Genomic DNA, 23,674 nt, shown 5'->3' on the forward strand with positions numbered 1-23,674 from the left:
GGATGTCCATTTTTTTCTTGAGTGCGGGATTATTCTCGCGACAAGGTCTCAGGAACATGTCAGGCATCGGCGGAGTTGTCACGGCAGGTAAGGGATGGCGGCGATATGAAGCGGGCGCGCGGCTTCAGGCGGCATGAATCGGCGTCATGCTTTTCGGACACCTGCTCGCGGCGAAATCACTGTATATTCAAACAGTATTTCCACGCCGATTCTTGCCATGACCCAAGTTGAGTTGTTCCATCAACCGGCCATCGTCGATGGCGCCCATCCCGAGCCTTTCGAAGAAGCACCGCCGGCGCGGCAGAAAGCAGGGCCAGCACGGTCTTCCGCGGAGCCGGATACCGAGCCTCACGCCGGTTACGAGGTGCTCCTCGCCGACTATGCACACGCCACCGACGAAGCCATCGGCCTGGCGCAGCGGCGTTTCCAGCGCGAGCTCGAGCGCCAACTGGGCAGCGAGGTACTGCCGGCGCTGCGCGCTTTCCAGAACGCGAGCGAATCGAGCGAGAACGAACTCTCGAAGGCCGACATCGCGCTCGCGCGCCGCTGGGCCAAGGCCTACGACACGGCCAGGACCGCGGGCTTCCGGGATCTGGGCGATACGGACGAGGCCTTCTTCGAGGTCCGCGCGACGGCGTAGTCCTCGAGTAGTGGCCCGGTCGGGCCGGCACAATGGCCGCTTCTCATTCAGGTCCCGAGGAACATCCGCCTATGGCCGACGACGTCTCCATGGTCTTCTTCGCATCGAGCGCCTCCAGCCCCGATCTGAACGAGGCCGCGCGACTGCTGACCGAGCAAGGCCTGGACGTCGCCGCCGACGGCGACGCGCTCGTCGTCCAGTGGGAAGACGACGGCCCCGCCCTACGGATCAGGCTGTCCGCCGCGCCGCACGTGAACGCGGAAGCCATCGAGATCGCAGAAGGTACGGCGCATTCCTCCGCCATGCGCGGATGCAATGCCCGTTTCGAGATCGACATCGACGACCTCGACGAGACCCTCGACGAGATCAACACGCTGATCGAGGTGCAGGCGACGCTGCAGGATGCGACGGGCGGCTACCTCTTCAATTCGTGGAACGGCGAGCTGAGCGCGCCGGATTCATCGCGCGGCTGATCGCGGCTCTACGAAACGAGCACCTCTCGGACACGACAAAAAAAACGGGTCAGAGCTTGTGGCTCTGACCCGTTGTTCCATCTCGCGATGATTGTTGGTCGGTGTGAAAGGATTCGAACCTTCGACCCCTTGCACCCCATGCAAGTGCGCTACCAGGCTGCGCCACACACCGAAGCTCTCGATTATAGCCTTCTCTTTTCAGCGTCCGACGGTCAGCAACTCACGAATTTCAAAAAGCTCGCGGCGAAGCTGCAACAACTGCGACAGGTCGACGCTGCGGGCCGCGCTCGGCGCGGCTTCTTCGTCGTGCAGTGCGGCCTCGAACGCCTCGTGATCGATCTCGACGGCCTCCATGCCCTCGAGCGGAACCTCGCCCGCCTTGCGACGGTCGCGTTCGTGCTGCACCAGTTCCTGCAGCTTGTTGCGCGCACCGCTGATCGTGAAGCCCTGGTCGTAGAGCAGGTCGCGGATGCGGCGGATCATCAGCACTTCATGGTGCTGGTAGTAGCGCCGGTTGCCGCGCCGCTTCATCGGGCGCAACTGCGTGAACTCCTGCTCCCAGTAGCGCAGCACATGCGGTTTCACCCCACAGAGTTCGCCGACCTCACCGATGGTGAAGTAGCGTTTGACGGGGATGGGCGGGAGTGCCTTGTCGGCCATGTTCTCCATTGAAATCAACTCTGCGCGCGGCAAACCTCAGAGGTTACTCCACGGAAGCGCGCACGAACAAGCCTTATTCGGAACCCAGGCTCCACTCGACCTCGGGAGAGGCGTTCGGATCGATGTTCCCGTGAATCTGTTCCTTGAGCTTCGCGCTCGCGTGGAAGGTCGCGACGCGCCGCTCGCCGATCGGAATGGCTTCGCCGGTGCGCGGATTGCGGCCCGGCCGCGGCGCCTTCACGCGGATCTGGAAGTTGCCGAAGCCCGAGATCTTCACGTCCGTGCCTTCGATCAGGCTGTTGGCGACCAGGTCGAAGAAGGCCTCGACCATGTCCTTGGACTCGCGCTTGTTCAGGCCGATCTGCTCGAACAGCAGGTCGGCCAGATGCGCCTTGGTGAGCGCGGGCGTCTCGAGTGCTTCGAGCGTGAATTCGACGGCATTCATTCGGGTCATCCTCTCAGGCGTCCGCCCACCTTCGCGGCCAGTTGATCGACGATGGCGCGCACGGCCGGCTCGACCTGCTCGTCGGTCAGGGTGGCGCTGTCGCCCTGGAAGCTCAGGCGCACCGCCATGCTCTTCTCGCCGGGTTGCAGGCCACCGGCCGCGGCCACCGTGCCGTCGCGCGCGGGCTGCGGCCGGTAGATGTCGAACAGCACGGCGTCGCGCAGCAGGCCCTGTGCGGCACCGGTCGAACGGATGGCGTCGATCAGCGCATCGTGCGTGACGGCTTCCGCCACCACCACCGCGATGTCGCGCTCGACCGCCTGGTGCTTGGGCACGGCCTGCGCCACCGGTACCGGACGCGCGGTGACCGCATCGAGGTCGAGTTCGAACAGCACGGCGGGCTGCGCGAAGTCCCACTTCTGGCGCCAGCGCGGATGCAGCTCGCCGACGAAGCCGATGGCCTTGCCGTCGATCGTCACGCGCGCCGAGCGGCCCGGATGCAGGGCCGGATGCTCGGCAGGCTCGAAGCGCGGCACCAGCGGCGCGAGCAGCGCCTCGACATCGCCCTTCACGTCGTAGAAGTCGACGCGCTGCGCCTTGCCGTCCCAGCGCGCTTCGTCGGCATCGCCCCAGGCGAGACTGGCCACGCGCATCGGCTGATGCACGCCGCGCACGGTGCTGTCGGTGGTGACCACGCCGTCGTCGCGCAGGAACACGCGGCCCACCTCGAACACGCGCACGCGCGGCGCCTTGCGGTCGAGGTTGAACTTGAGCACCTGCAGCAGCGAGCCGAGCAGCGACGAACGCATCACGCTCATCTGGCTCGCGATCGGGTTCAAGAGCTTGACCGGGTTGTCGTTGCCCGCGAGCTCCTTCTCCCAGTCGGCTTCGACGAAGCTGAAGTTAATGGTTTCCTGGTAGCCCAGCGCGGCCAGGCCGCGGCGCACCGCGAAACGGCTGCGCTGCGCTTCGGGACGCACGCGCGCGGTGATCGGCGCGAGCGGCGCGGTGGTCGGCAGGTTGTTGAAGCCGATCAGGCGCGCGACCTCCTCGATCAGGTCTTCCTCGATCAGCAGATCGAAGCGGTGCGGCGGCGGCACGATGGTCAGCGTGCCATCGCCTTCGGTCAGCGCGAAGCCCAGCCGGCGCAGCGCGTCCACGCACTGGGCCTGGGTCAGTGGCATGCCGATCACGCGCGCGGCGCGCGCGCCACGCGCAGCGTCACGGGCAGCGCCTCGGGCACGCGCAGGATCTGGTCGTCCATGGCACCGGCCTGGCCGCCGCAGATCTCGACGATCAGCTGCGTGATGCGCTCGATGATCTCGACGGTGCGGCTCGGGTCGACGCCGCGCTCGTAGCGATGACCGGCGTCGGTCGAGAAGTTGAAGCGGCGCGAACGGCCCTGCACCGCTTCGGGCCACCAGAACGCGGCCTCGACGTAGATGTTGCGCGTGTCGTCCGAGACTGCGGTGGCGTCGCCACCCATGATGCCCGCGAGCGATTCGACTTCGCGGTCGTCGGCGATCACGCCCACCTTGTCGTCGACCGTGATCGTGGTGCCATTGAGCAGCTTGAGCTGTTCGCCGGCCTTGCCCCAGCGCACGGTGAGGCCGCCGTGGATCTTGTCGAGGTCGAAGATGTGGCTGGGCTGGCCGTACTCGAACATCACGTAGTTCGAGATGTCGACCAGCGGCGTCACGCTGCGCTGGCCGCAGCGCGCGAGGCGCTCGACCATCCAGGCCGGGGTCGCGACCTTGGTGTCGACGCCGCGCACGATGCGGCCCGAGAAGCGGCCGCAGAGCTCGGGCGCCTCGACCTTCACCGGCAGCTTGTCGGCGAAGGCCGCCTCGACCGGCGCCACGGTGCGCGGCTTGAGCGGCGCACCGGTCAGCGCGGCGAGTTCGCGCGCCACGCCGTACACGCTGAGGCCGTGCGCGAGGTTGGGCGTGAGCTTGAGCGTGAGCAGCGTGTCGTCGAGCTTGAGCACTTCGCGCACGTCGACGCCGATGGGCGCATCGGCCGCGAGTTCGAGCAGGCCGCCGTGGTCTTCGCTCAGCTGCAGTTCGCGCGCCGAGCACAGCATGCCCTGGCTCTCGACGCCGCGAAGCTTGCCGAGCTTGATCAGGAACGGCTTGCCGTCCTCGCCGGGCGGCAGTTCGGCACCCACCAGCGCGCACGGCACCTTGATGCCGACGCGCGCATTGGGCGCGCCGCACACGATGTTGAGCAAGGCGCCCTGCCCCGCGTCGACCTGGCACACGCGCAGGCGGTCGGCGTTCGGGTGCTGGACGGCTTCCTTGATCTCGCCCACCACGATGCGCGTGAAGGGCGGTGCCGCCGGCCGGCGCTCCTCGACCTCGAAGCCGCCCATGGTGAGCGTTTCGGCCAGTTCGGCGCTGTCGATGGGCGGGTTGCAGAACTCGCGCAGCCAGGATTCCGGGAATTGCATCTCTTCGATCTCGATCTGTTTTTCTGGTGTGGAAGGTCTCGTTTCGTCTCGCGCGTCAGCGGGTCACTGGAATTGCGAGAGGAAGCGCAGGTCGCCGTCGAAGAACAGGCGAAGGTCGTTCACGCCGTAGCGCAGCATCGTGAGGCGGTCGGGGCCCATGCCGAAGGCGAAGCCGATGTAGCGCTCGGGGTCGAGGCCCATGTTGCGCACCACGTTCGGATGCACCTGGCCCGAACCCGACACCTCGAGCCAGCGACCGGCCAGCGGGCCGCTCTGGAACTGGATGTCGATCTCGGCGCTCGGTTCGGTGAACGGGAAGAAGCTCGGCCGGAAGCGCAGCACGAGGTCGTCGCGCTCGAAGAAGGTGCGGCAGAAGTCGGTGAAGACGACCTTGAGGTCCTTGAAGCTCACGTTCTCGCCGAGCCACAGGCCTTCGCACTGATGGAACATCGGCGAATGGGTGGCGTCGCTGTCGACGCGGTAGGTGCGGCCCGGCGCGATCACGCGGATCTCGGGCGCCTTGATCGTGCCGGTGGTGTCGGCGGCCGCGGCCGCGAACTCAGCCGCGTACTTCTTGATGTGCTGGTGGGCGTAGCGCACCTGCATCGGGCTGGTGTGCGGACGCAGGTTGTAGGGGATGCCGTCCTCGCCGTTCAGGTCGACGTAGAAGGTGTCCTGCATCGAACGCGCCGGATGGTTCGGCGGGTTGTTGAGCGAGGTGAAGCTGTGCCAGTCGCTCTCGATCTCAGGACCGTCGGCCACGTCGAAGCCCATGCTCGAGAAGATCTCCTCGATGCGCTCGAGGGTACGGCTCACCGGGTGCAGGCCGCCGGGGATGCGGCGGCGGCCGGGCAGGCTCACGTCGAGCGCCTCGGCGCGCAGCTGCTGCGAGAGTTCCTCGTCGGCCAGTTGCTGGCGGCGTTCGTTCAGGGCGGACTCGATCGCCTGCTTGGCCACGTTGATGGCGGCACCGCGCGACTTCTTCTCGTCGACGCTCAGCGCGGCCATGCCCTTCATCAGCTCGGTGATGCGGCCCGACTTGCCCAGGAACTGGGCCTTGGCGTTCTCGAGCTCAGCGGGGGTCTTCGCCTGCGCGAAGGCGGCACGTGCGGTGTCGACCAGGGAGTCCAACTCGTTCATAGCAACAACAGATTTCTTCGGGGAAAAATAAAAAAGGGCTGGTGCTCTTTCAAGCGCCAGCCCTTGTGCCGTGGGCGCAGGAAACTGTCCGGGGACGGTTACCCGCTGTGCAGAATCAAGCAGCCAGCTTGGCCTTGACCTGCTCCACGATGCCCGCAAAAGCGGCCTTGTCGTGCACGGCGATGTCCGCAAGCATCTTGCGGTCGATCTCGATCCCGGCCTTGCGGATGCCGTTGGCGAACTGGCTGTAGGTCAGGCCCAGTTCACGCGAGGCGGCGTTGATACGCGCGATCCACAGTTGACGGAACACGCGCTTCTTGGTGCGGCGGTCACGGTAGGCGTATTGGCCTGCCTTCATCACCGCCTGTTTGGCGATGCGGAAGACATTGCCGCGGCGACCGCGGAAACCCTTGGCGAGTGCGAGAACTTTCTTGTGGCGGGCGCGAGCCGTTACACCACGTTTGACGCGAGGCATGTGATTACTCCTTGTTCGTCAGTTGATCAAATGCCCATGCCGGGCAGCATCGCGGCCATCGAAACCATGTTGGTTTTCGTGCACCGACACCGCACCACGCAGGTGACGCTTGTTCTTGGTGGTCTTCTTGGTCAGGATGTGACGCTTGAAGGCTTGACCGCGCTTGACGGTGCCACCGGGACGAACGCGGAAACGTTTCTTCGCGCTGCTCTTGGTCTTCATTTTGGGCATGTGAATGCTCCTTTAATTTGTGCTCGTGAGGCGCCGTGGATGAACTCCATGGACTTGTTGGCCCCGAGACACTTCTTCATCTCGCCACCGCCCGCGCTTGCCTTGCAGCGCGCGCCGGCGATCGGCGAAATCCCTTCGAATTCTCACATCCGATCAAGCCAGCGGCTCGCACCGCCGGACCCGACCGGATCTTTGTTCGCTCAGGCGCCAGCCGGAGCCGGTGCCGCCGCGTTTTCCGTCGCCGGCTTGGCCGGAGCCCCACCGGGCTTCTTGCGGCCCGGCGCGATCATCATGATCATCTGCCGGCCTTCGAGCTTCGGAAACTGCTCGACGAGGATCGTGTCGCCGAGCTCGTCGCGGATGCGCTGCAACAGGGCCAGACCGAGTTCCTGGTGCGTGATCTCGCGCCCCCGGAAGCGCAGCGTGATCTTGCACTTGTCGCCATCCTCAAGAAAGCGCCGGATGTTGCGCATCTTGATGTTGTAGTCGCCATCGTCGGTACCGGGCCGGAACTTGATTTCCTTGACCTCGATGACCTTCTGCTTGGACTTCGCCTCGGCCGCCTTCTTCTGCTCGTGGTACTTGAACTTGCCGTACTCGATCAGGCGGCACACCGGTGGATTGGCCGCCGCGACGACCTCCACCAGATCCACGTCCTGCTCACCGGCGAGACGCAAGGCCTCCGCAAGACTCACAACACCCAATTGCTCGTTATCCGGGCCGATCAGGCGGACTTCCGGGGCCATGATTTCCCGGTTCAGGCGATGTTGGCGTTCCTCGCGGTGGCGGCGGTCGCGAAATGCAGTAGCGATGGTTGGTATCCTCTAAGTTTTGCTACAAAAAGAGTAGCGAAAGCCGCTCAGTCCTCGCGGGCAAGCGGTACATTTGGCAGAAACATGTGGGGTGTTTCGACGACAAATCAACGCTTGTCAGCAACATCCTGGACGAGCCGTTGCGCGAACGATTCGAGGGACATTGCACCGAGGTCTTGGTTGCCTCGGGGCGCGCACTGCAACGGCGCCAGCTTCCTTTTCCTTGTCGCCCACGACAACGATGTAAGGGAGCTTTTGCAACGAATGCTTGCGTATTTTATACGTAATCTTCTCGTTGTGCAGATCGAGCTGGACCCTAAGCCCTTGATTTTGCAGCGTTTTCGCAACTTGCGCGGCGTAATCGGCCTGTCCTTCGCTGATATTGAGCACCGCCACCTGCACCGGAGCGAGCCAGGCGGGCATCGCGCCGGCATGGTGTTCGATCAGCATGCCGATGAATCGCTCGAGGCTGCCCACGATCGCACGGTGCAGCATCACCGGGTGCGCGCGGCCGCTCGATTCCGTCACGTACTCGCCACCCAGGCGCTCGGCCGTGTTGAAGTCGACCTGCATCGTGCCGCACTGCCACTGGCGGCCGATCGCATCGCGCAGCGTGTATTCGATCTTCGGGCCATAGAAGGCGCCGTCGCCCGGAGCGATCACGAACTCCACGCCCGAGCGGCGCAGCGATTCCATCACTGCATGCTCGGCCTTGTCCCAGAGCTCGTCCGAACCCACGCGGTTCTCGGGCCGCGTCGCGACCTTGTAGAGGATGTCCGTGAAGCCGAAGTCCGCGTACACCTTCTGCAGCTGCGCCGTGTAGGCGATGCATTCGTCGAGGATCTGGTCCTCCGTGCAGAAGATGTGGCCGTCGTCCTGCGTGAAGCCACGCACGCGCATGATCCCGTGCAGCGCGCCGCTCGGTTCGTTGCGGTGGCACTGGCCGAACTCGCCGTAGCGCAGCGGCAGGTCGCGGTAGCTGCGCAGGTCGCTCTTGAAGATCAGCACGTGGCCCGGGCAGTTCATCGGCTTCAACGCGTACTCGCGCTTTTCCGACTCCGTCGTGAACATGTTGTCGCGGTAGTTCTGCCAGTGGCCCGTCTTCTCCCACAGGCTCTTGTCGAGGATCTGCGGACCCTTCACTTCCCAGTAGCCCGTGTCGCGGTAGATGCCGCGCATGTACTGCTCGACCTGCTGCCAGACCGCCCAGCCCTTGGGATGCCAGAACACCACGCCCGGCGCCACTTCGTCGATGTGGAACAGGTCGAGTTCCTTGCCGAGGCGGCGGTGGTCGCGCTTCTCGGCTTCCTCGATGCGCTGGATGTACTGGTCGAGCTGCTTCTTGTCGGCCCAGGCCGTGCCGTAGATGCGCTGCAGCTGCTCGTTCTTGGCATCGCCGCGCCAGTAGGCGCCGGCCAGCTTCGTGAGCTTGAAGACCTTGAGGAAACGCGTGTTCGGCACGTGCGGGCCGCGGCACATGTCGACGTATTCCTGGTGGTAGTACAGGCCCATGGCCTGCTCGTCGGGCATGTCCTCGACCAGGCGCAGCTTGTAGTCCTCGCCGCGCGACTTGAAGACCTCGATCACCTCGGCACGTGGCGTCATCTTCTTGACCACGTCGTAGTCCTGCGCGATCAGCTCGCGCATGCGCGCCTCGATCGCGGCCATGTCCTCGGGCGTGAAGGGGCGTTCGAACGCGATGTCGTAGTAGAAGCCCTCCTCGATCACCGGGCCGATCACCATCCGGGCCGTCGGATAGAGCTGCTTGACCGCGTGGCCGACCAGGTGGGCCGTCGAGTGGCGGATGATCTCCAGGCCCTCGTCGTCCTTGGGCGTGATGATGTGGAGCTTGGCATCGTGGTCGATGATGTCGCTGGCGTCGACCAGCCGGCCGTCGACCTTGCCGGCCACCGTCATCTTGGCGAGGCCGGGGCCGATGGACTTGGCGACGTCGGCCACCGAGACCGGGCCGGGATACTCGCGCTGCGAGTTGTCAGGAAGCGTGATGTGGATCATGAAAAACCTCGGGCGAAAAACAAAAAAGCGCGGTGGATGACCGCGCTTTGCTGTGGCAGGGAAGCTGGCTCGAACCAGCGCGCGCGGTTTAGCGGGCGCTTCCTTCGAAGAAGAAAACACCGCAGATGGCTTGCGGGGTAGTTCGCGGTGTCATAACCAAAGTGCCTTTCTCGCCCTTGTTGACTGACAGTGGAGCCCATGATTCTAGCCGCTCGGCGCGCCGAGCGCGCCGAGCGCGCCGCGGCACGCGAAGTCCGCCTGGGCGAGCCGGCATTCGCACGCACGAAAAAAAGCCCGGCGCGCGGCCGGGCTTCAAGGTGACAGCGAATGTCGAGTCGGTCGCTCAGTGGAACTGCTCTTCTTCCGTCGAACCGGTCAGTGCCTTCACGCTCGACTGGCCGCCCTGGATCACGGTGGTCACGTCGTCGAAGTAGCCCGCGCCGACTTCCTGCTGGTGCGACACGAAGGTGTAGCCCTGTTCGCGCGCCGCGAATTCCGGCTCCTGGACCATGTTCACGTAGTGCTTCATGCCCTCGCCGCGTGCATAGGCGTGCGCGAACTTGAAGGTGTTGTACCAATTGACGTGGATGCCGGCCAGCGTGATGAACTGGTACTTGTAGCCCAGGTCCGAGAGGTCTTCCTGGAAGGTCGCGATCTGCTTGTCGTCCAGGTTCTTCTTCCAGTTGAACGACGGCGAGCAGTTGTACGACAGCAGCTTGCCCGGGCAGGCGGCGTGCACGGCCTGCGCGAACTCGCGGGCGAAGCCGATGTCGGGCACGCCGGTTTCGCACCACACCAGGTCGGCATAAGGCGCGTAGGCGACGCCGCGGCTGATGGCCTGCTCGAGGCCGTTCTTCACGCGGTAAAAGCCTTCCGAGGTGCGCTCGCCGGTCAGGAAGGGCTTGTCGTTGGCGTCGTGGTCCGACGTGATCAGGTTCGCGGCTTCGGCGTCGGTGCGGGCCAGCACGATGGTGGGCACGCCCAGCACGTCGGCGGCGAAGCGCGCGGCGATCAGCTTCTCGCAGGCTTCGCGCGTCGGCACCAGCACCTTGCCACCCATGTGGCCGCACTTCTTGACGGCGGCCAGCTGGTCTTCGAAGTGCACGCCGGCGGCACCCGCGGCGATCATGTTCTTCATCAGTTCGAAGGCGTTGAGCACGCCGCCGAAACCGGCTTCGGCATCGGCCACGATCGGCAGGAAGTAGTCGATGAACTCCTTGTCGCCCGGGTTCACGCCACGGCCCCACTGGATTTCATCGGCGCGGCGGAAGGTGTTGTTGATGCGGCGGACCATGGTGGGCACCGAGTCGTACGCGTAGAGCGACTGGTCGGGGTACATGGTTTCGGAGCTGTTGCCGTCGGCGGCCACTTGCCAGCCCGACAGGTACACGGCTTCGAGGCCGGCCTTGGCCTGCTGCATCGCCTGGCCGGCGGAGATCGCGCCGAAGGCGTTCACGTAGCCCTTCTTCGAACCGCCGTTGATCTTGTCCCAGAGCTTCTCGGCGCCGCGCTTGGCGAGCGTGTAGTCGATCGGGAACGAACCGCGCAGGCGCACGACGTCGGCCGCGCTGTAGCCGCGCTTCACGCCCTTCCAGCGGGCGTCCGTGGCCCATTCTTTCTCGAGGGCGGCAATCTGCTGTTCGCGGCTGAGTTGTTCGGTGAGGGTCTGGGGCATGGTCACTCCGTGAGTTGATTGAAGGGTTGGTTTCGAGCGTTTCGGCGCTGCGGCCATGGGCTAACTGTAATCGCGCCGCCCACTCTTATGTCTTATAGAAGACATATTTTTGCATTAACAAAATCAACAACTTACGGAGATATTTCTCAATGAGAAAACAACTTTCTCATATCGAGAAAAATACTGCGGTGCAGCAGCGGCGATTTTCACGATGCGCAATCACTCTTTCGTCTGTGAAAAACGCGGGCTAGAACGCGCGCCGTCAACGCCGAGAATGCGCGATCCAGTCGCCGCCCGCGATCACCGCGCGCCCTTCGATGCGCGACGGATGGATCTCGTAGACCAGGCAATCGCAGGCGCGGCCGTTGGTGGCCTCCACGCGCAGCCAGCGCTTGATGTACTCGCCCGAATCGTCGTCGGCCACTTCCTCGAGCCGGTCGAGCGCGACCTCCACCTGCGCATCGATCGCGTAGATCTCGCCCTTCACGCGGCCCTCGCCGCCCAGCATCATGCCCGGATAGGCGCCGAGGTCGTAGAGCGTGCCCGCGACCTCGGCGTCGGCCACGCGGAGCGGCAGCGGCGCGAAGCGCGCGATGTCGTTGCGCCCGCCCGCGCGCAAGGTGCCGTAGACGAAGACGTGGCGCACGCCCGGCGCATGCGTCGATTGCGGCATCATCGATGCTTCCTTTCTCCAAATCACCCCAGTCTATTGAACCCCCGCCGCACCCGCCCAGGCCGGCTCATGGCCTACGGCTGCCTCGCGCTGAGCATGTCGCTCGTGGGCTGCTACGTCGCCCTCTCAAAGCCGCTGGTCGCGGCCTTCCCGGTGCTGCTGCTGGCCTGGCTGCGCTTCGGCATCGCGGCGCTCGCCATGCCGCACTGGTTGCGCCGCGCACCCGACGAAGCGCCGATGACCGCGCGCACGCGCTGGCTGGTGTTCCTCGAATCCTTCCTCGGCAATTTCCTGTTCTCGATCTGCATGCTGTTCGGCGTGAGCCTCACGAGCGCGGTCTCGGCGGGCGTGATCATGGCGTCGATCCCGGCGGCGGTCGCGGTGGCGAGCTGGCTGTTCCTGCGCGAGCGCATCACGCTGCGCATCGGCCTCGCGATCCTCTGCGCCGCGATCGGCATCGGGCTGCTCGCGCTCGCGCCGGCGCATGCGAGCGCGCACCCGGGCACGGGCGCCTCCTCGTCGACGCCGTGGCTCGGAAACCTGCTGGTGTTCTGCGCGGTGCTCTGCGAGGCCGCCTATGCGGTGATCGGCAAGTCGCTCACCGGCCGGCTCGGACCCAAGCGGATCTCCTCGCTGATCAACCTCTGGGGCTTCGTGCTCAGCACGCCGCTGGGCATCTGGTTCGCGCTGCAGTTCGACTTCGCCGCGGTGCGCCCCGGCCTCTGGCTGCTGCTGGTCGCCTACGCACTCGCAGCGAGCATCTGGACGGTGTGGCTCTGGATGACCGGACTGCGCCACATACCCGCCGCGCAGGCCGGTGTTTTCGCGGTGATGCTGCCCGTGAGCGCAGCGCTCGTGGGCGTGCTCGTGCTCGGGGAAAGCCTCTCCCTGGTGCAGCTGTTCGCGTTCGCGCTCGCTCTCGCAGGCGTCTTCCTGGCGACCTGGCCCGCGCGCCGCAGGCAAAACGGGCGCTCTCCCTCTGAAAAAACAACAACCTCCAATGAAAAAAGCGCTTTTTCCCTTGGAAACGCGTTTTTTCTCATTTAGCATCCGCGATGCCAGTGGAGACCCTGTTTTTCATTGGTGACGTTCAACCAAAAAAGGAAATCAACCATGGCAACTGCAAAGAAGGCTCCGGCCAAGAAAGCGCCGGCTAAGAAGGCCGCTGCTCCCGCGAAGAAGGCTGCTGCTCCCGCGAAGAAGGCCGCTGCACCGGCGAAGAAGGCTGCTGCTCCTGCGAAGAAGGCTGCCGCACCGGCGAAGAAGGCTGCTGCTCCCGCCAAGAAGGCTGCACCCGCGAAGAAGGCTGCTGCAAAGGCTCCCGCCAAGAAGCGCACCCCGAACGCCGCCTTCATGAAGGCCCTGACCCCCAGCCCCGCACTGGCTGCCGTGGTCGGTTCGACGCCGCTGCCGCGCACCGCCGTCGTGAGCAAGCTGTGGGACTACATCAAGAAGAACAACCTGCAAGACAAGGCCAACAAGCGCAACATCAACGCCGACGCCAAGCTGAAGGAAATCTTCGGCAAGGCTCAAGTGTCGATGTTCGAACTGGCCGCGCTGATCGGCAAGCACGTCAAGTAAGCGCACCACTCGAACGACCTCCGGGTCGATCAGGAAAGCCGGCGACAGCCGGCTTTTTTTCGTCCGTACTTTTCGCGATCGCCTCAGCGCGAAGCGCCGGCATCGTGCGCGAAGAAGCGCGAGGGCGTGCAACCGAAATGGCGCCGGAAGGTCTCGATGAAGGCACTCACCGAGCTGTAGCCCACCGTCAGCGCCACCGTCGTCACGGGCTCGCCCACGCCCAGCAATTGCACCGCCTTGAGCAACCGTCCCTGCTGGCGCCACTGCGCGAAGCTCAGGCCGGTCTCGGCGGCGAAGCGGCGCGTGAGCGTGCGGCGCGCCATGCCGATGCGATCGGCCCATTGCTCGATCGTGTCGTCGCGCGCGGGATCGTCGGCCAGCGCGGTGGCCAGCGCGAGCAGGCGCCGCTCCTGCGGCAATGCGAGATGCAGCGAGGTCCGCGCGCCCGCCGCCAGTTCGTCGACCAGCACCGCCACCAGCCGCAGGCGGCGCGCTGCCTCCCCCTCCTCGCCGAGCGACACCAGCCGCCCCACCAGCTCGCGGATCAGCGGCGTCGACGCGAACACATGCGGCTGCGCGGGCAAGGCCGTCGTCAGCGCCGGATCGAGATAGAGGCTCCACCCGGCCGTCGCGCCATGGCTCTGTGCCGCGTGCGCGCAGCGCGGCGCGATCCAGCCGATCCACCCGGGCGGCAGCACCCAGCGCCCCGCGCTGGTCTCGATCAGCTGCAGGCCCGCGCGCAGCGCGAACAGCTGGCCTTCCTCGTGCGCATGCGCGCCCGTGGTGCGCGGTGCCTCGTAGGCGTTGAGATCGAGCCTCACCGCGGGCTCAGCCATCGCGTCGCTCCATCCGTGACATGGCCCGATGGCGATACCGATTGGCACCGCGCCGCAAGCCCGCGACGCGACGCCTGCCTAGCATCGAAGCCTTCGATCCACCCTTCCCTCTCTTCCTCAAGGAACCGCCATGAAAGCCCAGGATGTCCTGCCCGATGACCAGAACTTCGCCGTCCTCAACGGCCAGCCCGTGCGCAAGGGCTCGGTCGGTGCCTTCCTCGCCAACGTGCGCGTGCTGGAGGATGCTCAGGCCGGCGAGGCGCAGCGTCAGGCCGCGCACGAGGACCTCGTCGGCCTGATCCCCGCGCTCGAGGCGCTCGGCCTGTTCGAGGTGTTCGAGCTGCGCTCCGCAGCCCTGCGCGCGGAGGTCGCGAGGCATCGCGCCGCGCTCAGCTCCGCGCCTGCTGCTGCGCCGCGCGCCTGATCGACGACAGCGTGCCGCGCGTGGTGATGACCTCGGGGTCGAGCGGAATCTCGATCAGCGTGCCGGTGTCGGCCGCCAGCGCGCGCAGCAGCGCGGCCTCGAACTGCGCGGTCTCGGTCACACGCTCGGCCGCGTAGCCGTAGGCGCGCGCCAGGCCGCAGAAATCGGGATTGCGCAGCGCGGTGCCGCTGGTGCGCTCGGGGTACTCGCGCTCCTGGTGCATGCGGATGGTGCCGAACATGCCGTTGTTCAGCAGCACCACGATGCTCTTGCCGCCATGCTGCGCGGCCGTTGCCAGCTCCTGGCCCGTCATCAGGAAATCGCCGTCGCCCGCGATCGTGAAGGCCACCCGGCCGGTCGCGAGGCTGGTGGCGATGCCGGCCGGCACGCCGTAGCCCATGGCGCCGCTGGTGGGCGCCAGCTGCGTCTTGTGGCCCTTGGCGAGGCCGTGGTAGCGGAAGTAGCGGTGCACCCAGCTCGCGAAGTTGCCGGCGCCGTTGGTGATCGTGGCATCGGCCGGCAGGTGCTTCTGCAGCGTCGCCAACACCACCGCCATGTCGACCGCGCCGCGCGGCGTTTCCGCCGGCATGCCGGCCAGCGCCTGCGGCTCGAGCCAGGCCTGGTAGTCGGCGTTCGCCTGCAGAGCCCAGTCCTCCCAGGGCAGCGTGGGCGGCGCGCTCAGCACCTCGAGGCTGCGCGCCGCGGCGCTCATGCCGGCATTGATCGCCAGGTCGGCCTGGTAGACGCGGTTGAGCTCCTCGGCGCTGGCATGGATGTGCACCAGCGCCTGCTTCGCCTTCGGCGCCTCGAGCAGCGTGTAGCCGCCGGTGGTCATCTCGCCCAGGCGCGGGCCGATGGCGAGGATCAGGTCGGCGTCCTTCACGCGCTGCGCCAGCTTCGGATTGATCGCGATGCCGACGTCGCCCGCGTAGAGCGGATGGTGGTTGTCGAAGGTGTCCTGGAACCGGAAGGCATTGGTCACCGGCAGGCGCCAGTTCTCGGCGAAGCGCTGCAGCGCCTGCGCGGCCTGCGCGGTCCAGCCGCCGCCGCCGGCGATCACCAGCGGCTGGCGCGATTTCAGCAGCAGCTCGCGCAGGGTGCGCAGCGCGCCCGGGTCGCTCCAGGGCTCGACCGCCTCCACCCGCGGCAGCGGCCGCGCGGCGGTCTCGCTGCGCAGCATGTCCTCGGGCAGCACCAGCACCACCGGGCCGGGGCGGCCGTTCATCGCGGTCGAGAAGGCGCGCGCGATGTACTCGGGGATGCGGTTCGCATCGTCGATGCGCTCCACGCGCTTGGCGAAGCCCTTGGTGCTCGGTCCGAAGAAGCTGCCGTAGTCGACCTCCTGGAAGGCCTCGCGGTCGCGGAAGTCGCTGCCCACGTCGCCGACGAACAGCACCATCGGCGTGGAATCCTGGAAGGCGTTGTGCACGCCGATCGAGGCATTGGTGGCGCCCGGGCCGCGCGTCACGAAGCAGATGCCGGGACGGCCCGTGAGCTTGCCGTGCGCCTCGGCCATGAAGGCCGCGCCGCCCTCCTGCCGGTTGACGATGAAACGCGCGCGCTCGCCGTAGGCATGGAAGCCGTCGAGCACCGCGAGGAAACTCTCGCCGGGCACGCCGAACGCGATCTCCATGCCCTGTTCGAGCAGGCACTCGACGATCAGGTGGCCTGCGGGTTGTGATGTACTCATGAGCAGTAGAACTCCAACACTTTGTCCGCGGCGATTATGTGCGCCCGCCCCGCCTCCCTTGTTTTAATTCCCCAAATGGTTAAATTCGCGCCATGAAGGCCACCGCCCCCGAAACGCTGGAACCCCGCTCGCGCGATGCCGACCGTTCGCAGCTCGCGATCCTCGCCTCGGCGCGCGACGAGTTCTCGGCGCGCGGCCTCGCCGGCGCCCGCATGGACAGCATCGCCGAGCGCGCGGGCCTCAACAAGCGGCTCATCTACTACTACTTCGGCAGCAAGGACGACCTGTTCCTCGCGGTGCTCGAGCGCACCTACGCCGACATCCGCGAGGCCGAGCAGCGGCTGCACCTCGACGAGATCGATCCGGTCGAGGCGATCCGCCAGCTGGTGTCCTTCACCTGGCACTACTACCTCGAGCATCCCGAGTTCATCACTCTGCTCAACAGCGAGAACCTGCACCAGGCCTCGCACCTCAAGCGCTCGGAGCGCATCCAGGAGATGAACTCGCCGCTGGTGCAGCTGCTCGACACGGTGCTCGAGCGCGGCCGGCGCGACAACCTGTTCCGCGCGGGCGTCGATCCGGTGCAGCTCTACATCTCGATCGCCTCGCTGTGCTACTTCTACCTCTCGAACAACCACACGCTCTCGGCCATCTTCGGCCGTGACCTGCGCGCGCCCAAGGCGATGGCGCAGCGCCTCTCGCACATGACCGACCTCGTGCTCGGCTACGTGCTGCACTGACAAGCCCTTCCTCAGCCTCCCGCCGCCCCTCTTGCGGCGGCAGAGCCGCGCGCGCCATCGCCGCGCGAGACGCCTCCCATCGCCTTCCCGATCTACGGGTATCCACCAGGGTCCACCCGTTGACGCTGCCGCGCCCGCGTTCCTAGAATCGGTAATTCACTTATTGGTGAATTGAGCTCGCAACGACACCAGCGGCCCCGCCGCGCGGAGAACAAAGACCCATGAAGCAATTCGCACGCAACGCCACGCTGGCCGCGATCGTCGGCCTGGGCGCCCTGCTCCCCGCCCTCGCCGGCGCGGAAGCCGCCTACCCCAGCAAGCCGATCCGCGTGATCGTGCCCTTCGCGGCCGGCAGCACCACCGACATCATTGCCCGCGCCATCGCCGACAAGATGGGCGCGAGCATGGGCCAGCCGCTGGTGATCGAGAACCGCGGCGGCGCCAGCGGCACCATCGGCCAGCAGGCGGTGGCCACGGCGGCGGCCGACGGCTACACGGTGATGATCCATTCGTCGTCGCACACGGTCAGCCCCTCGACCTTCGCCAAGCTGCCCTTCGACACGGTGAACGACTTCGCGGGCGTCACGCCGATCTCCTCGCTGCCCAACGCGCTGGTGATCGCGCCCTCGAAGAACATCAAGACGCTGCCGCAACTGCTGGCCGCTGCGCGCGCCAAGCCCGGCAGCATGAACTTCGCCTCGGCCGGCCAGGGCAGCGCCACGCACCTGAACGCCGAGAAGTTCAAGATGGCCGCCAAGATCGACGCCACCAACATCCCGTTCAAGGGATCGGGCGAGGCGGTCACCGAGGTGCTCTCGGGCCGCGTCGACTACTACTTCTCGCCGATCGCGCCGGTCATCGGCCAGATCAAGGAAGGCCAGCTGCTGGCGCTCGCCGTGGGTTCGCCCAAGCGCGCGGCCGCCCTGCCCGACGTGCCCACCACCGCCGAGGCCGGCGTGCCCGGCTCCGAGTTCAACTTCTGGATCGGAATGATGGCGCCCGCGAAGACGCCGCGCGCCGTGGTCGACCGCCTGCACGACGAAGTGGCGAAGGCCCTCGCCACGCCCGAGGTGAAGGAGCGCTTCCTCAAGCTCGGCGCCGATGCCTGGACGCTCAAGCCCGCGCAGTTCGATGCCTACATCAAGCAGGAGATCGCGAGCAATGCCGAGCTCGTGAAGGCCGCCGGCCTCGCGGTCCAGCAGTAAGGCCTCTCGCGACAGCGCCCGCTTCTTTCGCAGCCCACCGACTTCCGACCGAACGCCCCGCGCCGCCACCGGCGCGCTCTCCATGATCCGCAAACTCCTGCTCTCCCCGGCGCTGCGCCCCTTCCTGCTGATCCTGCTGCTGCTGGTGCTGTGGGACCTCGCGATCCGCCTCTTCAAGATCCCGGCCTATCTGATCCCGCCGCCGTGGGAGGTGGTCAAGCAGCTGGTCAACGAATGGCCGCGCCTGCTGACCGAGAGCTGGAAGACCACGCTGGCCACGCTCGGCGGCTTCGGCCTCACGATCGTGATCGGCATCCCGATCGCGATGGTCATCGCCTACTCGCGGCTGGTCGAGTCGTACGTCTATCCGCTGCTGGTGTTCTCGCAGAGCATCCCCAAGGTGGCGATCGCGCCGCTGTTCGTGGTGTGGTTCGGCTTCGGCATCTTCCCCAAGGTGATCTCGGCCTTCCTGCTGGGCTTCTTCCCGGTGGTGGTCTCCACCGTGATGGGCTTCAAGTCGGTCGAGCCCGACATGCTCGACCTCGCGCGCTCGATGGGCGCGAGCCGGCTGCAGACCTTCTTCAAGATCAGCCTGCCGCAGGCGCTGCCGCAGATCTTCAGCGGCCTCAAGGTCTCGGTCACGCTGGCCGTCGTCGGCGCGGTGGTCGGCGAATTCGTCGGCTCCAACTCGGGCATCGGCTACGTGCTGCAGGTGGCCAACGGCAACTTCGACCTGCCGCTGATGTTCGCCGCGCTGGTCGTGCTCTCGAGCATTGGCGTGGTCCTGTTCGTGGCGGTCGACCTGGTCGAGCGCGTGATGATCCCCTGGCACGCCTCGCAGCGCCACGCCAACTGAGTGCCCCTTCCTGGTTCCTTCGCCCAAGCCAACAACTCTCCCGGAGACAAGACATGAAGAAACTGCTTCCCTCGCTGCTCGCCGCCGCCGCGCTCGCCACCTTCGCCATCGCCCCGGCGCATGCGCAGGGCGACAAGCCCAAGGACAAGGTCACGCTGATGCTCAACTGGTATCTCTACAGCGAGCACGCGCCCTTCTTCCTCGGCAAGGAAAAGGGCTTCTACGCCGAGGAAGGCATCGACCTCGACATCCAGGAAGGCCGCGGCTCCGCCGTCACCGCGCAGGCGGTGGCCGCCAAGTCGGCGACCTTCGGCTACATCGACGTCACGACCATGATCAAGGCCGCCGCCAAGGGCGCGCCGCTGAAGTCCACCGGCGTGCTGTTCCAGGTCAGCCCGATGTCGGTCATGGGCTTCACCGAGAAGAACATCAAGACGCCGAAGGACATCGTCGGCAAGACCGTGGCCGTCACGCCGGGCGACTCGATGTCGCAGATGTGGCCGCTGTTCCTCAAGGTCAACGACATCAAGCCCGACCAGGTGAAGATCGTCTCGGGCGACGGCCAGACCAAGCTCAATGCAGTGATCAACGGCCAGGCCGACCTGTTGCTGGGCTACGTGATGGACCAGGCCATCAAGCTGCAGGACGCCACCGGCAAGCCGGTGTCGCCGATCCGCTTCGCCGACTCGGGCGTGAACCAGATCAGCTCCGGGATCATCACCAACAAGAACCTGCTGACCGAGAACCCCGACCTGGTGAAGCGCTTCATGCGCGCCTCGACCAAGGCCGCCGAAGCCGCCGAGAAGAGCCCCGAGGCCGCGGTCGACGCGATGCTCAAGGCCAACCCCAAGGCCGGCGTGCGCGACACGCTGATCGTGGGCATGAAGCAGAGCGTGGCGCTCTATCACACCAAGGACACGGCGAACCAGCGCCCCTTCCGCGTGGCGATGAAGAACGTCAACGACTCGCTGGACCTGCTGGTGCAGTACGGCGGCATGGACGCCTCGACGCGCGGCAAGCCCGAGGACTACGTGACGCTCGACTTCCTGCCGTAAACAGCTCGCCCCCAGGCTCCGCGCACTTCGTGTCGCTTCTCCCACCCCCTACCGGGGGCAACACCAGCGGCCCGGCAAAGCCGGTTCCGCGGTGTTCCCCGAAAACGCCGCAAGCGCCCCGTCACCTCGTTCGCTTCGTCCTTTACTACGCTCCATGTCTCCAGTCCAACTGATCGAAGCGCGCGGCGTCTCGAAGATCTACCAAAGCAAGGATGGCCCCGTCGAGTCGCTGAAGCCGCTCGACTTCGCCATCAAGGAAGGCGAGTTCGTCTCGGTCGTCGGCCCCTCGGGCTGCGGCAAGAGCACCCTGCTGAAGATGGTGGCGGGCCTGCTGCCGATCAGCGGCGGCAGCCTCACGCTGGCGGGCAAGCCGATCCAGGGTCCGCAGAAGGACGTGGGCATCGTGTTCCAGAGCGCGGTGCTGCTGCCCTGGCGCAGCGTGGAGGACAACATCCTGCTGCAGGCCGAGATGCGCCACCTGCCGATGGACGCCGCCAGGGCACGCGCCCGCGACCTGATGGCCATGGCCGGCCTCAAGGGCTTCGAGCGCAAGTACCCCTGGCAGCTCTCGGGCGGCATGCAGCAGCGCGCCTCGATCTGCCGCGCGCTGCTGCACGACCCGTCGGTGCTGCTGATGGACGAACCCTTCGGCGCGCTCGACGCGATGACGCGCGAGAAGATGAACCTCGAGCTGCAGCGCATCTGGATGGCCTCGAAGAAGACCGTGATGCTGATCACCCACAGCATCCCCGAGGCCATCTTCCTGTCGGACCGCGTGATCGTGATGAGCGAGCGCCCCGGCTCGATCGCGGCCGTCTACGACATCGAACTGCCGCGCGCCCGCACCCTCGACATGATGGCCTCGACCGAGTTCGGCCATTACACGAAGCTGGTGCGCGCGCATTTCTTCTCGCAGGGCATCCTGGACCACTGAGAGCGAAGCCATGGACGCGCCCCGTTTCCACGTCGAGGAGATCCGCTTCGCCGAGCGCGATGTCGCGCTGCGACTGCCGTTCCGCTTCGGCGCCGCCACCGTCACCGCCTGCCCGCAGGTCTACGTGCGCGCGCGCATCCGCTTCGAGGACGGCCGCACGGCCAGCGGTTGCGCGGCCGAGATGATGGTGCCCAAGTGGTTCGACAAGAACCCCGCGCTCACCAACGAACAGAACTTCGAGCAGCTGCGCTTCGCGCTGCGCGACGCGCGCGAGGCCTACACCGGCGAGGCCGATGCGCAGACCGCGTGGACGCATTTCGCCGCCAACTACGCCGCGCTGATGGCGCGCGCCCGGGCCAAGGGCCTGCAGCCGCTGGTGGCGGGCTACGGCCCGGCCCTGGTCGACCGCGCGATCTTCGATGCGCTGTGCCTGCACGCCGGCACCGGTTTCGCCGCCGCGATGAGCGCCAACCTCGGCGGCATCGACATCGCGGGCAGCGGCCTGGCCGACGACCTCGCTGGCTTCGACATGCCCGGCTTCCTCGCGCAACAGCGCCCCGCGGACCATATCGCCGCGCGCCACACCGTGGGCCTGGCCGATGCGATCGACGACGACGATGCATGGCCCGATGCGCCCGCCGACGGCCTGCCCACCACGCTCGTGGCCGCCGTGCGCCGCTACGGCCTCACGCACTTCAAGCTCAAGCTCTGCGGCGACACCGCGCGCGACATCGACCGGCTCGAGCGCATCGCGCGCGCCATCGACGGCCATGCGCAGCTGGTCACGCTCGACGGCAACGAGCAGTACGCCGACGCCGATGCCTTCGGCGCCTTCCTCGACCGCCTGCTGTCCACGCCCGCGCTGTGGACGCTCGCGAAGAAGACCGTGTTCGTCGAGCAGCCGATCCGGCGCGACGCCGCGCTCGAGCGCGACGTGCGCTCGCTCGGCCGGCGCATCCCGCTGCTCATCGACGAATCCGACGCCACGCTCGATGCCTTCGTGCGGGCGCGCGAACTCGGCTACACCGGCGTGTCGAGCAAGAGCTGCAAGGGCTTCTACAAGTCGGCCGTCAACGCGGCGCGCTGCGCGCGCTGGAACGCGGCCGACGACGGCACGCACTACTTCCTCTCGGGCGAGGACCTGACCATGCAGGCCGGCCTCGGCGTGCAGCAGGACCTGGCACTCGTGAGCTGGCTCGGCCTCTCGCACGTCGAGCGCAACGGCCACCACTACGTCAACGGCCTCGCGGCCGTGCCCGAGGCCGAGCAGCAGGCACTGCTGCGCGCCCACCCCGATCTCTACGAATCCAGCGATGGCGCGGTGCGCCTCGCGATCCGCGGCGGACAGCTCGCCCTGTCCTCGCTCGTCTCCGCGCCCGGCTTCGCCACCGGCCAGCCCGGCGCGGGCATCTCGTGGGACGCCATGCGTTCCGTCTACTGAAGCAGCGCTTCTCTGTCCCCCTCTCTCACTCAAGGAAAGAACATGCCCACCCAACGTCTAGGAATCATCATGCACGGCGTCACAGGCCGCATGGGCATGAACCAGCACCTGATCCGCTCGATCTGCGCCATCCGCGCCCAGGGCGGCGTGACGCTGTCGAACGGCGACAAGGTGATGCCCGACCCGATCCTGATCGGCCGCAACGCCGAGAAGATCGAGGCACTGGCCAAGGCCCACGGCATCCAGCGCTGGGGCACCGACCTCGACAAGGCGCTCGAGAACAAGGACGACACCGTCTTCTTCGACGCCGGCACCACGCAGATGCGCCCCACCCTGCTGGCCAAGGCGATCCGCGCCGGCAAGCACGTCTACTGCGAGAAGCCGATCGCCACCAACCTCAACGAGGCGGTGGAGATCGCGCGCCTGGCCGAGGAAGCCAAGGAGAAGCATGGCCTCAAGCACGGCGCGGTGCAGGACAAGCTGTTCCTGCCCGGCCTGCGCAAGCTCGACATGCTGCGCCGCGCCGGCTTCTTCGGCCGCATGCTCAGCGTGCGCCTGGAGTTCGGCTACTGGGTGTTCGAGGGCGACCTGCAGCCGATCCAGCGCCCGAGCTGGAACTACCGCAAGGAAGACGGCGGCGGGATGATCCTCGACATGATGTGCCACTGGCGCTACGTGCTCGACAACCTGTTCGGCGAGGTCAAGTCGGTGTCGTGCCTGGGTACCACCCACATCCCGAAGCGCTGGGACGAGGCCGGCCAGCCCTACGAGGCCACCGCCGACGACGCCGCCTACGCCACCTGCGAGCTCACCGGCCACAACGGCGAGCCGGTGATCGCTCAGATCAACATGAGCTGGGTCACGCGCGTGCGCCGCGACGACCTCGTGACCTTCCACGTCGACGGCACCGACGGCTCGGCCGTGGCCGGCCTGTCGAGCTGCCGCGCCCAGTCGCGCGTGGCCACGCCGCGCCCGGTGTGGAACCCCGACGAGAAGCAGACCATGAACTTCCTCGACCAGTGGCAGGAGATCCCGGACTCGCAGGTCTACGACAACGGCTTCAAGATCCAGTGGGAACACTTCATCCGCCACGTGGTGGAGGACGCGCCCTACAAGTGGACCCTGCCCGAAGGCGCCAAGGGCGTGCAGCTGGTCGAGGCCGCGCTCGAGTCGTGGCAGGACCGCCGCTGGGTCGACGTGCCCGCGCTGAAGGTCTGAGACCC

At 66.5% G+C, this 23,674-nt stretch carries 21 protein-coding genes, 1 tRNA gene and 3 pseudogenes; 12 read left to right on the forward strand and 13 right to left on the reverse strand.

All coding sequences use genetic code 11. The features are described from left to right. The first annotated feature begins 133 nt into the window (after nucleotides 1-133). Both ACHMXE_RS31380 and ACHMXE_RS31385 read left to right on the forward strand, forming a co-directional pair. Complete coding sequence (locus tag ACHMXE_RS31380) at nucleotides 134-640, forward strand: hypothetical protein (protein ID WP_281081237.1); 507 nt, start codon at nucleotides 134-136, stop codon at nucleotides 638-640. A 71-nt stretch (nucleotides 641-711) separates the two neighbouring features. Beyond that, entirely contained in the window at nucleotides 712-1,113 is a 402-nt protein-coding gene (locus tag ACHMXE_RS31385) for a hypothetical protein (RefSeq protein WP_209540872.1), read from the forward strand. A gap of 95 nt (nucleotides 1,114-1,208) precedes the next feature. On the opposite strand, the gene ACHMXE_RS31390 is transcribed toward ACHMXE_RS31385, so the two are convergent. The 11 genes and pseudogenes from ACHMXE_RS31390 to ACHMXE_RS31440 all read right to left on the reverse strand — a co-directional run bounded on the left by ACHMXE_RS31390 (nucleotide 1,209) and on the right by ACHMXE_RS31440 (nucleotide 11,689). Beyond that, nucleotides 1,209-1,285 (reverse strand) — tRNA-Pro (locus tag ACHMXE_RS31390). 26 nt (nucleotides 1,286-1,311) lie between these two features. Further along, the gene (locus ACHMXE_RS31395) at nucleotides 1,312-1,773 is read right to left on the reverse strand and encodes a MerR family transcriptional regulator (RefSeq protein ID WP_395347972.1); all 462 of its coding nucleotides are present in this window, start codon (nucleotides 1,771-1,773) and stop codon (nucleotides 1,312-1,314) included. A 73-nt stretch (nucleotides 1,774-1,846) separates the two neighbouring features. Continuing rightward, the gene (locus ACHMXE_RS31400; RefSeq protein WP_057596652.1) at nucleotides 1,847-2,218 is read right to left on the reverse strand and encodes an integration host factor subunit alpha; all 372 of its coding nucleotides are present in this window, start codon (nucleotides 2,216-2,218) and stop codon (nucleotides 1,847-1,849) included. 5 nt (nucleotides 2,219-2,223) lie between these two features. After that, nucleotides 2,224-4,667 (reverse strand): annotated as a pseudogene (gene pheT, locus ACHMXE_RS31405) (phenylalanine--tRNA ligase subunit beta). A 63-nt stretch (nucleotides 4,668-4,730) separates the two neighbouring features. Then, nucleotides 4,731-5,807: a phenylalanine--tRNA ligase subunit alpha gene (gene pheS, locus ACHMXE_RS31410; RefSeq protein WP_203205363.1), complete on the reverse strand. Its 1,077-nt coding sequence runs from the start codon at nucleotides 5,805-5,807 to the stop codon at nucleotides 4,731-4,733. Between the two features lie 115 nt (nucleotides 5,808-5,922). Beyond that, complete coding sequence (gene rplT, locus ACHMXE_RS31415; protein WP_012747009.1) at nucleotides 5,923-6,282, reverse strand: 50S ribosomal protein L20; 360 nt, start codon at nucleotides 6,280-6,282, stop codon at nucleotides 5,923-5,925. Nucleotides 6,283-6,308: 26 nt separating this feature from the next. Continuing rightward, nucleotides 6,309-6,513: pseudogene (rpmI, locus tag ACHMXE_RS31420) on the reverse strand (50S ribosomal protein L35). A gap of 200 nt (nucleotides 6,514-6,713) precedes the next feature. Further along, the gene (gene infC, locus ACHMXE_RS31425; RefSeq protein WP_082322072.1) at nucleotides 6,714-7,334 is read right to left on the reverse strand and encodes a translation initiation factor IF-3; all 621 of its coding nucleotides are present in this window, start codon (nucleotides 7,332-7,334) and stop codon (nucleotides 6,714-6,716) included. A 98-nt stretch (nucleotides 7,335-7,432) separates the two neighbouring features. Then, nucleotides 7,433-9,341, reverse strand: a pseudogene (gene thrS / locus ACHMXE_RS31430) (threonine--tRNA ligase). A 343-nt stretch (nucleotides 9,342-9,684) separates the two neighbouring features. Then, nucleotides 9,685-11,016 (reverse strand): isocitrate lyase, encoded by a 1,332-nt coding sequence (aceA, locus tag ACHMXE_RS31435; RefSeq protein ID WP_203205361.1) that lies wholly within the window; start codon nucleotides 11,014-11,016, stop codon nucleotides 9,685-9,687. 262 nt (nucleotides 11,017-11,278) lie between these two features. After that, a complete protein-coding gene (locus ACHMXE_RS31440) occupies nucleotides 11,279-11,689 on the reverse strand; it encodes a gamma-glutamylcyclotransferase (protein WP_395352882.1) in 411 nt (136 codons plus the stop codon). Nucleotides 11,690-11,758: 69 nt separating this feature from the next. Here ACHMXE_RS31440 and ACHMXE_RS31445 point away from each other — a divergent pair, with 69 nt between their 5' ends. Together ACHMXE_RS31445 and ACHMXE_RS31450 are read left to right on the forward strand one after the other, a co-directional pair. Continuing rightward, the gene (locus ACHMXE_RS31445) at nucleotides 11,759-12,736 is read left to right on the forward strand and encodes a DMT family transporter (RefSeq protein ID WP_395352884.1); all 978 of its coding nucleotides are present in this window, start codon (nucleotides 11,759-11,761) and stop codon (nucleotides 12,734-12,736) included. Nucleotides 12,737-12,802: 66 nt separating this feature from the next. Then, nucleotides 12,803-13,270: an SWIB/MDM2 domain-containing protein gene (locus ACHMXE_RS31450; RefSeq protein WP_093342900.1), complete on the forward strand. Its 468-nt coding sequence runs from the start codon at nucleotides 12,803-12,805 to the stop codon at nucleotides 13,268-13,270. Between the two features lie 83 nt (nucleotides 13,271-13,353). Here the strand turns inward: ACHMXE_RS31450 and ACHMXE_RS31455 are convergent, their stop codons facing one another. Further along, nucleotides 13,354-14,106, reverse strand: coding sequence for an AraC family transcriptional regulator (locus tag ACHMXE_RS31455; RefSeq protein ID WP_395347974.1), 753 nt, complete (start codon nucleotides 14,104-14,106; stop codon nucleotides 13,354-13,356). Nucleotides 14,107-14,236: 130 nt separating this feature from the next. On the opposite strand from ACHMXE_RS31455, the gene ACHMXE_RS31460 reads away from it, so the two are divergent. After that, entirely contained in the window at nucleotides 14,237-14,530 is a 294-nt protein-coding gene (locus ACHMXE_RS31460) for a hypothetical protein (RefSeq protein ID WP_395347976.1), read from the forward strand. On the opposite strand, the gene ACHMXE_RS31465 is transcribed toward ACHMXE_RS31460, so the two are convergent. After that, nucleotides 14,496-16,220 (reverse strand): thiamine pyrophosphate-binding protein, encoded by a 1,725-nt coding sequence (locus ACHMXE_RS31465; protein ID WP_395347977.1) that lies wholly within the window; start codon nucleotides 16,218-16,220, stop codon nucleotides 14,496-14,498. The genes ACHMXE_RS31460 and ACHMXE_RS31465 overlap by 35 nt on opposite strands. 92 nt (nucleotides 16,221-16,312) lie before the next feature. Between ACHMXE_RS31465 and ACHMXE_RS31470 the strand changes: the two genes are divergently transcribed. The 7 genes from ACHMXE_RS31470 (at nucleotide 16,313) to ACHMXE_RS31500 (ending at nucleotide 23,669) form a co-directional block, all read left to right on the forward strand. Beyond that, complete coding sequence (locus ACHMXE_RS31470) at nucleotides 16,313-16,960, forward strand: TetR/AcrR family transcriptional regulator (RefSeq protein ID WP_395347978.1); 648 nt, start codon at nucleotides 16,313-16,315, stop codon at nucleotides 16,958-16,960. A 221-nt stretch (nucleotides 16,961-17,181) separates the two neighbouring features. Continuing rightward, nucleotides 17,182-18,165, forward strand: coding sequence for a tripartite tricarboxylate transporter substrate binding protein (locus tag ACHMXE_RS31475; RefSeq protein ID WP_203205356.1), 984 nt, complete (start codon nucleotides 17,182-17,184; stop codon nucleotides 18,163-18,165). Nucleotides 18,166-18,247: 82 nt separating this feature from the next. Further along, nucleotides 18,248-19,021 carry an ABC transporter permease gene (locus tag ACHMXE_RS31480; protein ID WP_203205355.1) on the forward strand — a complete coding sequence of 258 codons (774 nt, stop codon included), beginning with the start codon at nucleotides 18,248-18,250 and terminating at the stop codon, nucleotides 19,019-19,021. Nucleotides 19,022-19,074: 53 nt separating this feature from the next. Beyond that, complete coding sequence (locus ACHMXE_RS31485; RefSeq protein ID WP_093342909.1) at nucleotides 19,075-20,076, forward strand: ABC transporter substrate-binding protein; 1,002 nt, start codon at nucleotides 19,075-19,077, stop codon at nucleotides 20,074-20,076. Nucleotides 20,077-20,230: 154 nt separating this feature from the next. Beyond that, on the forward strand, nucleotides 20,231-21,010 hold the full coding sequence (locus ACHMXE_RS31490) for an ABC transporter ATP-binding protein (RefSeq protein WP_395347980.1): 780 nt from the start codon (nucleotides 20,231-20,233) through the stop codon (nucleotides 21,008-21,010). A gap of 10 nt (nucleotides 21,011-21,020) precedes the next feature. Beyond that, nucleotides 21,021-22,451, forward strand: a complete 1,431-nt coding sequence (locus ACHMXE_RS31495; protein WP_395347981.1) for an enolase C-terminal domain-like protein — start codon at nucleotides 21,021-21,023, stop codon at nucleotides 22,449-22,451. A 42-nt stretch (nucleotides 22,452-22,493) separates the two neighbouring features. After that, nucleotides 22,494-23,669, forward strand: a complete 1,176-nt coding sequence (locus ACHMXE_RS31500; RefSeq protein ID WP_209540883.1) for a Gfo/Idh/MocA family protein — start codon at nucleotides 22,494-22,496, stop codon at nucleotides 23,667-23,669. Nucleotides 23,670-23,674 lie beyond the last annotated feature (5 nt).

The sequence above is a fragment of the Variovorax sp. UC122_21 genome, from assembly GCF_044056785.1.
Taxonomy (GTDB): Bacteria; Pseudomonadota; Gammaproteobacteria; order Burkholderiales; family Burkholderiaceae_C; genus Variovorax.

Bases quoted from the DNA above. Each gene is read 5' to 3' on its own strand.
- ACHMXE_RS31380 (WP_281081237.1), top strand. From the start codon at position 134: ATGAATCGGCGTCATGCTTTTCGGACACCTGCTCGCGGCGAAATCACT.
- ACHMXE_RS31385 (WP_209540872.1), top strand. From the start codon at position 712: ATGGCCGACGACGTCTCCATGGTCTTCTTCGCATCGAGCGCCTCCAGC.
- ACHMXE_RS31395 (WP_395347972.1), bottom strand. From the start codon at position 1,773: ATGGCCGACAAGGCACTCCCGCCCATCCCCGTCAAACGCTACTTCACC.
- ACHMXE_RS31400 (WP_057596652.1), bottom strand. From the start codon at position 2,218: ATGAATGCCGTCGAATTCACGCTCGAAGCACTCGAGACGCCCGCGCTC.
- pheS (WP_203205363.1), bottom strand. From the start codon at position 5,807: ATGAACGAGTTGGACTCCCTGGTCGACACCGCACGTGCCGCCTTCGCG.
- rplT (WP_012747009.1), bottom strand. From the start codon at position 6,282: ATGCCTCGCGTCAAACGTGGTGTAACGGCTCGCGCCCGCCACAAGAAA.
- aceA (WP_203205361.1), bottom strand. From the start codon at position 11,016: ATGCCCCAGACCCTCACCGAACAACTCAGCCGCGAACAGCAGATTGCC.
- ACHMXE_RS31440 (WP_395352882.1), bottom strand. From the start codon at position 11,689: ATGCCGCAATCGACGCATGCGCCGGGCGTGCGCCACGTCTTCGTCTAC.
- ACHMXE_RS31445 (WP_395352884.1), top strand. From the start codon at position 11,759: ATGGCCTACGGCTGCCTCGCGCTGAGCATGTCGCTCGTGGGCTGCTAC.
- ACHMXE_RS31450 (WP_093342900.1), top strand. From the start codon at position 12,803: ATGGCAACTGCAAAGAAGGCTCCGGCCAAGAAAGCGCCGGCTAAGAAG.
- ACHMXE_RS31455 (WP_395347974.1), bottom strand. From the start codon at position 14,106: ATGGCTGAGCCCGCGGTGAGGCTCGATCTCAACGCCTACGAGGCACCG.
- ACHMXE_RS31460 (WP_395347976.1), top strand. From the start codon at position 14,237: ATGAAAGCCCAGGATGTCCTGCCCGATGACCAGAACTTCGCCGTCCTC.
- ACHMXE_RS31465 (WP_395347977.1), bottom strand. From the start codon at position 16,220: ATGAGTACATCACAACCCGCAGGCCACCTGATCGTCGAGTGCCTGCTC.
- ACHMXE_RS31470 (WP_395347978.1), top strand. From the start codon at position 16,313: ATGAAGGCCACCGCCCCCGAAACGCTGGAACCCCGCTCGCGCGATGCC.
- ACHMXE_RS31475 (WP_203205356.1), top strand. From the start codon at position 17,182: ATGAAGCAATTCGCACGCAACGCCACGCTGGCCGCGATCGTCGGCCTG.
- ACHMXE_RS31480 (WP_203205355.1), top strand. From the start codon at position 18,248: ATGATCCGCAAACTCCTGCTCTCCCCGGCGCTGCGCCCCTTCCTGCTG.
- ACHMXE_RS31485 (WP_093342909.1), top strand. From the start codon at position 19,075: ATGAAGAAACTGCTTCCCTCGCTGCTCGCCGCCGCCGCGCTCGCCACC.
- ACHMXE_RS31490 (WP_395347980.1), top strand. From the start codon at position 20,231: ATGTCTCCAGTCCAACTGATCGAAGCGCGCGGCGTCTCGAAGATCTAC.
- ACHMXE_RS31495 (WP_395347981.1), top strand. From the start codon at position 21,021: ATGGACGCGCCCCGTTTCCACGTCGAGGAGATCCGCTTCGCCGAGCGC.
- ACHMXE_RS31500 (WP_209540883.1), top strand. From the start codon at position 22,494: ATGCCCACCCAACGTCTAGGAATCATCATGCACGGCGTCACAGGCCGC.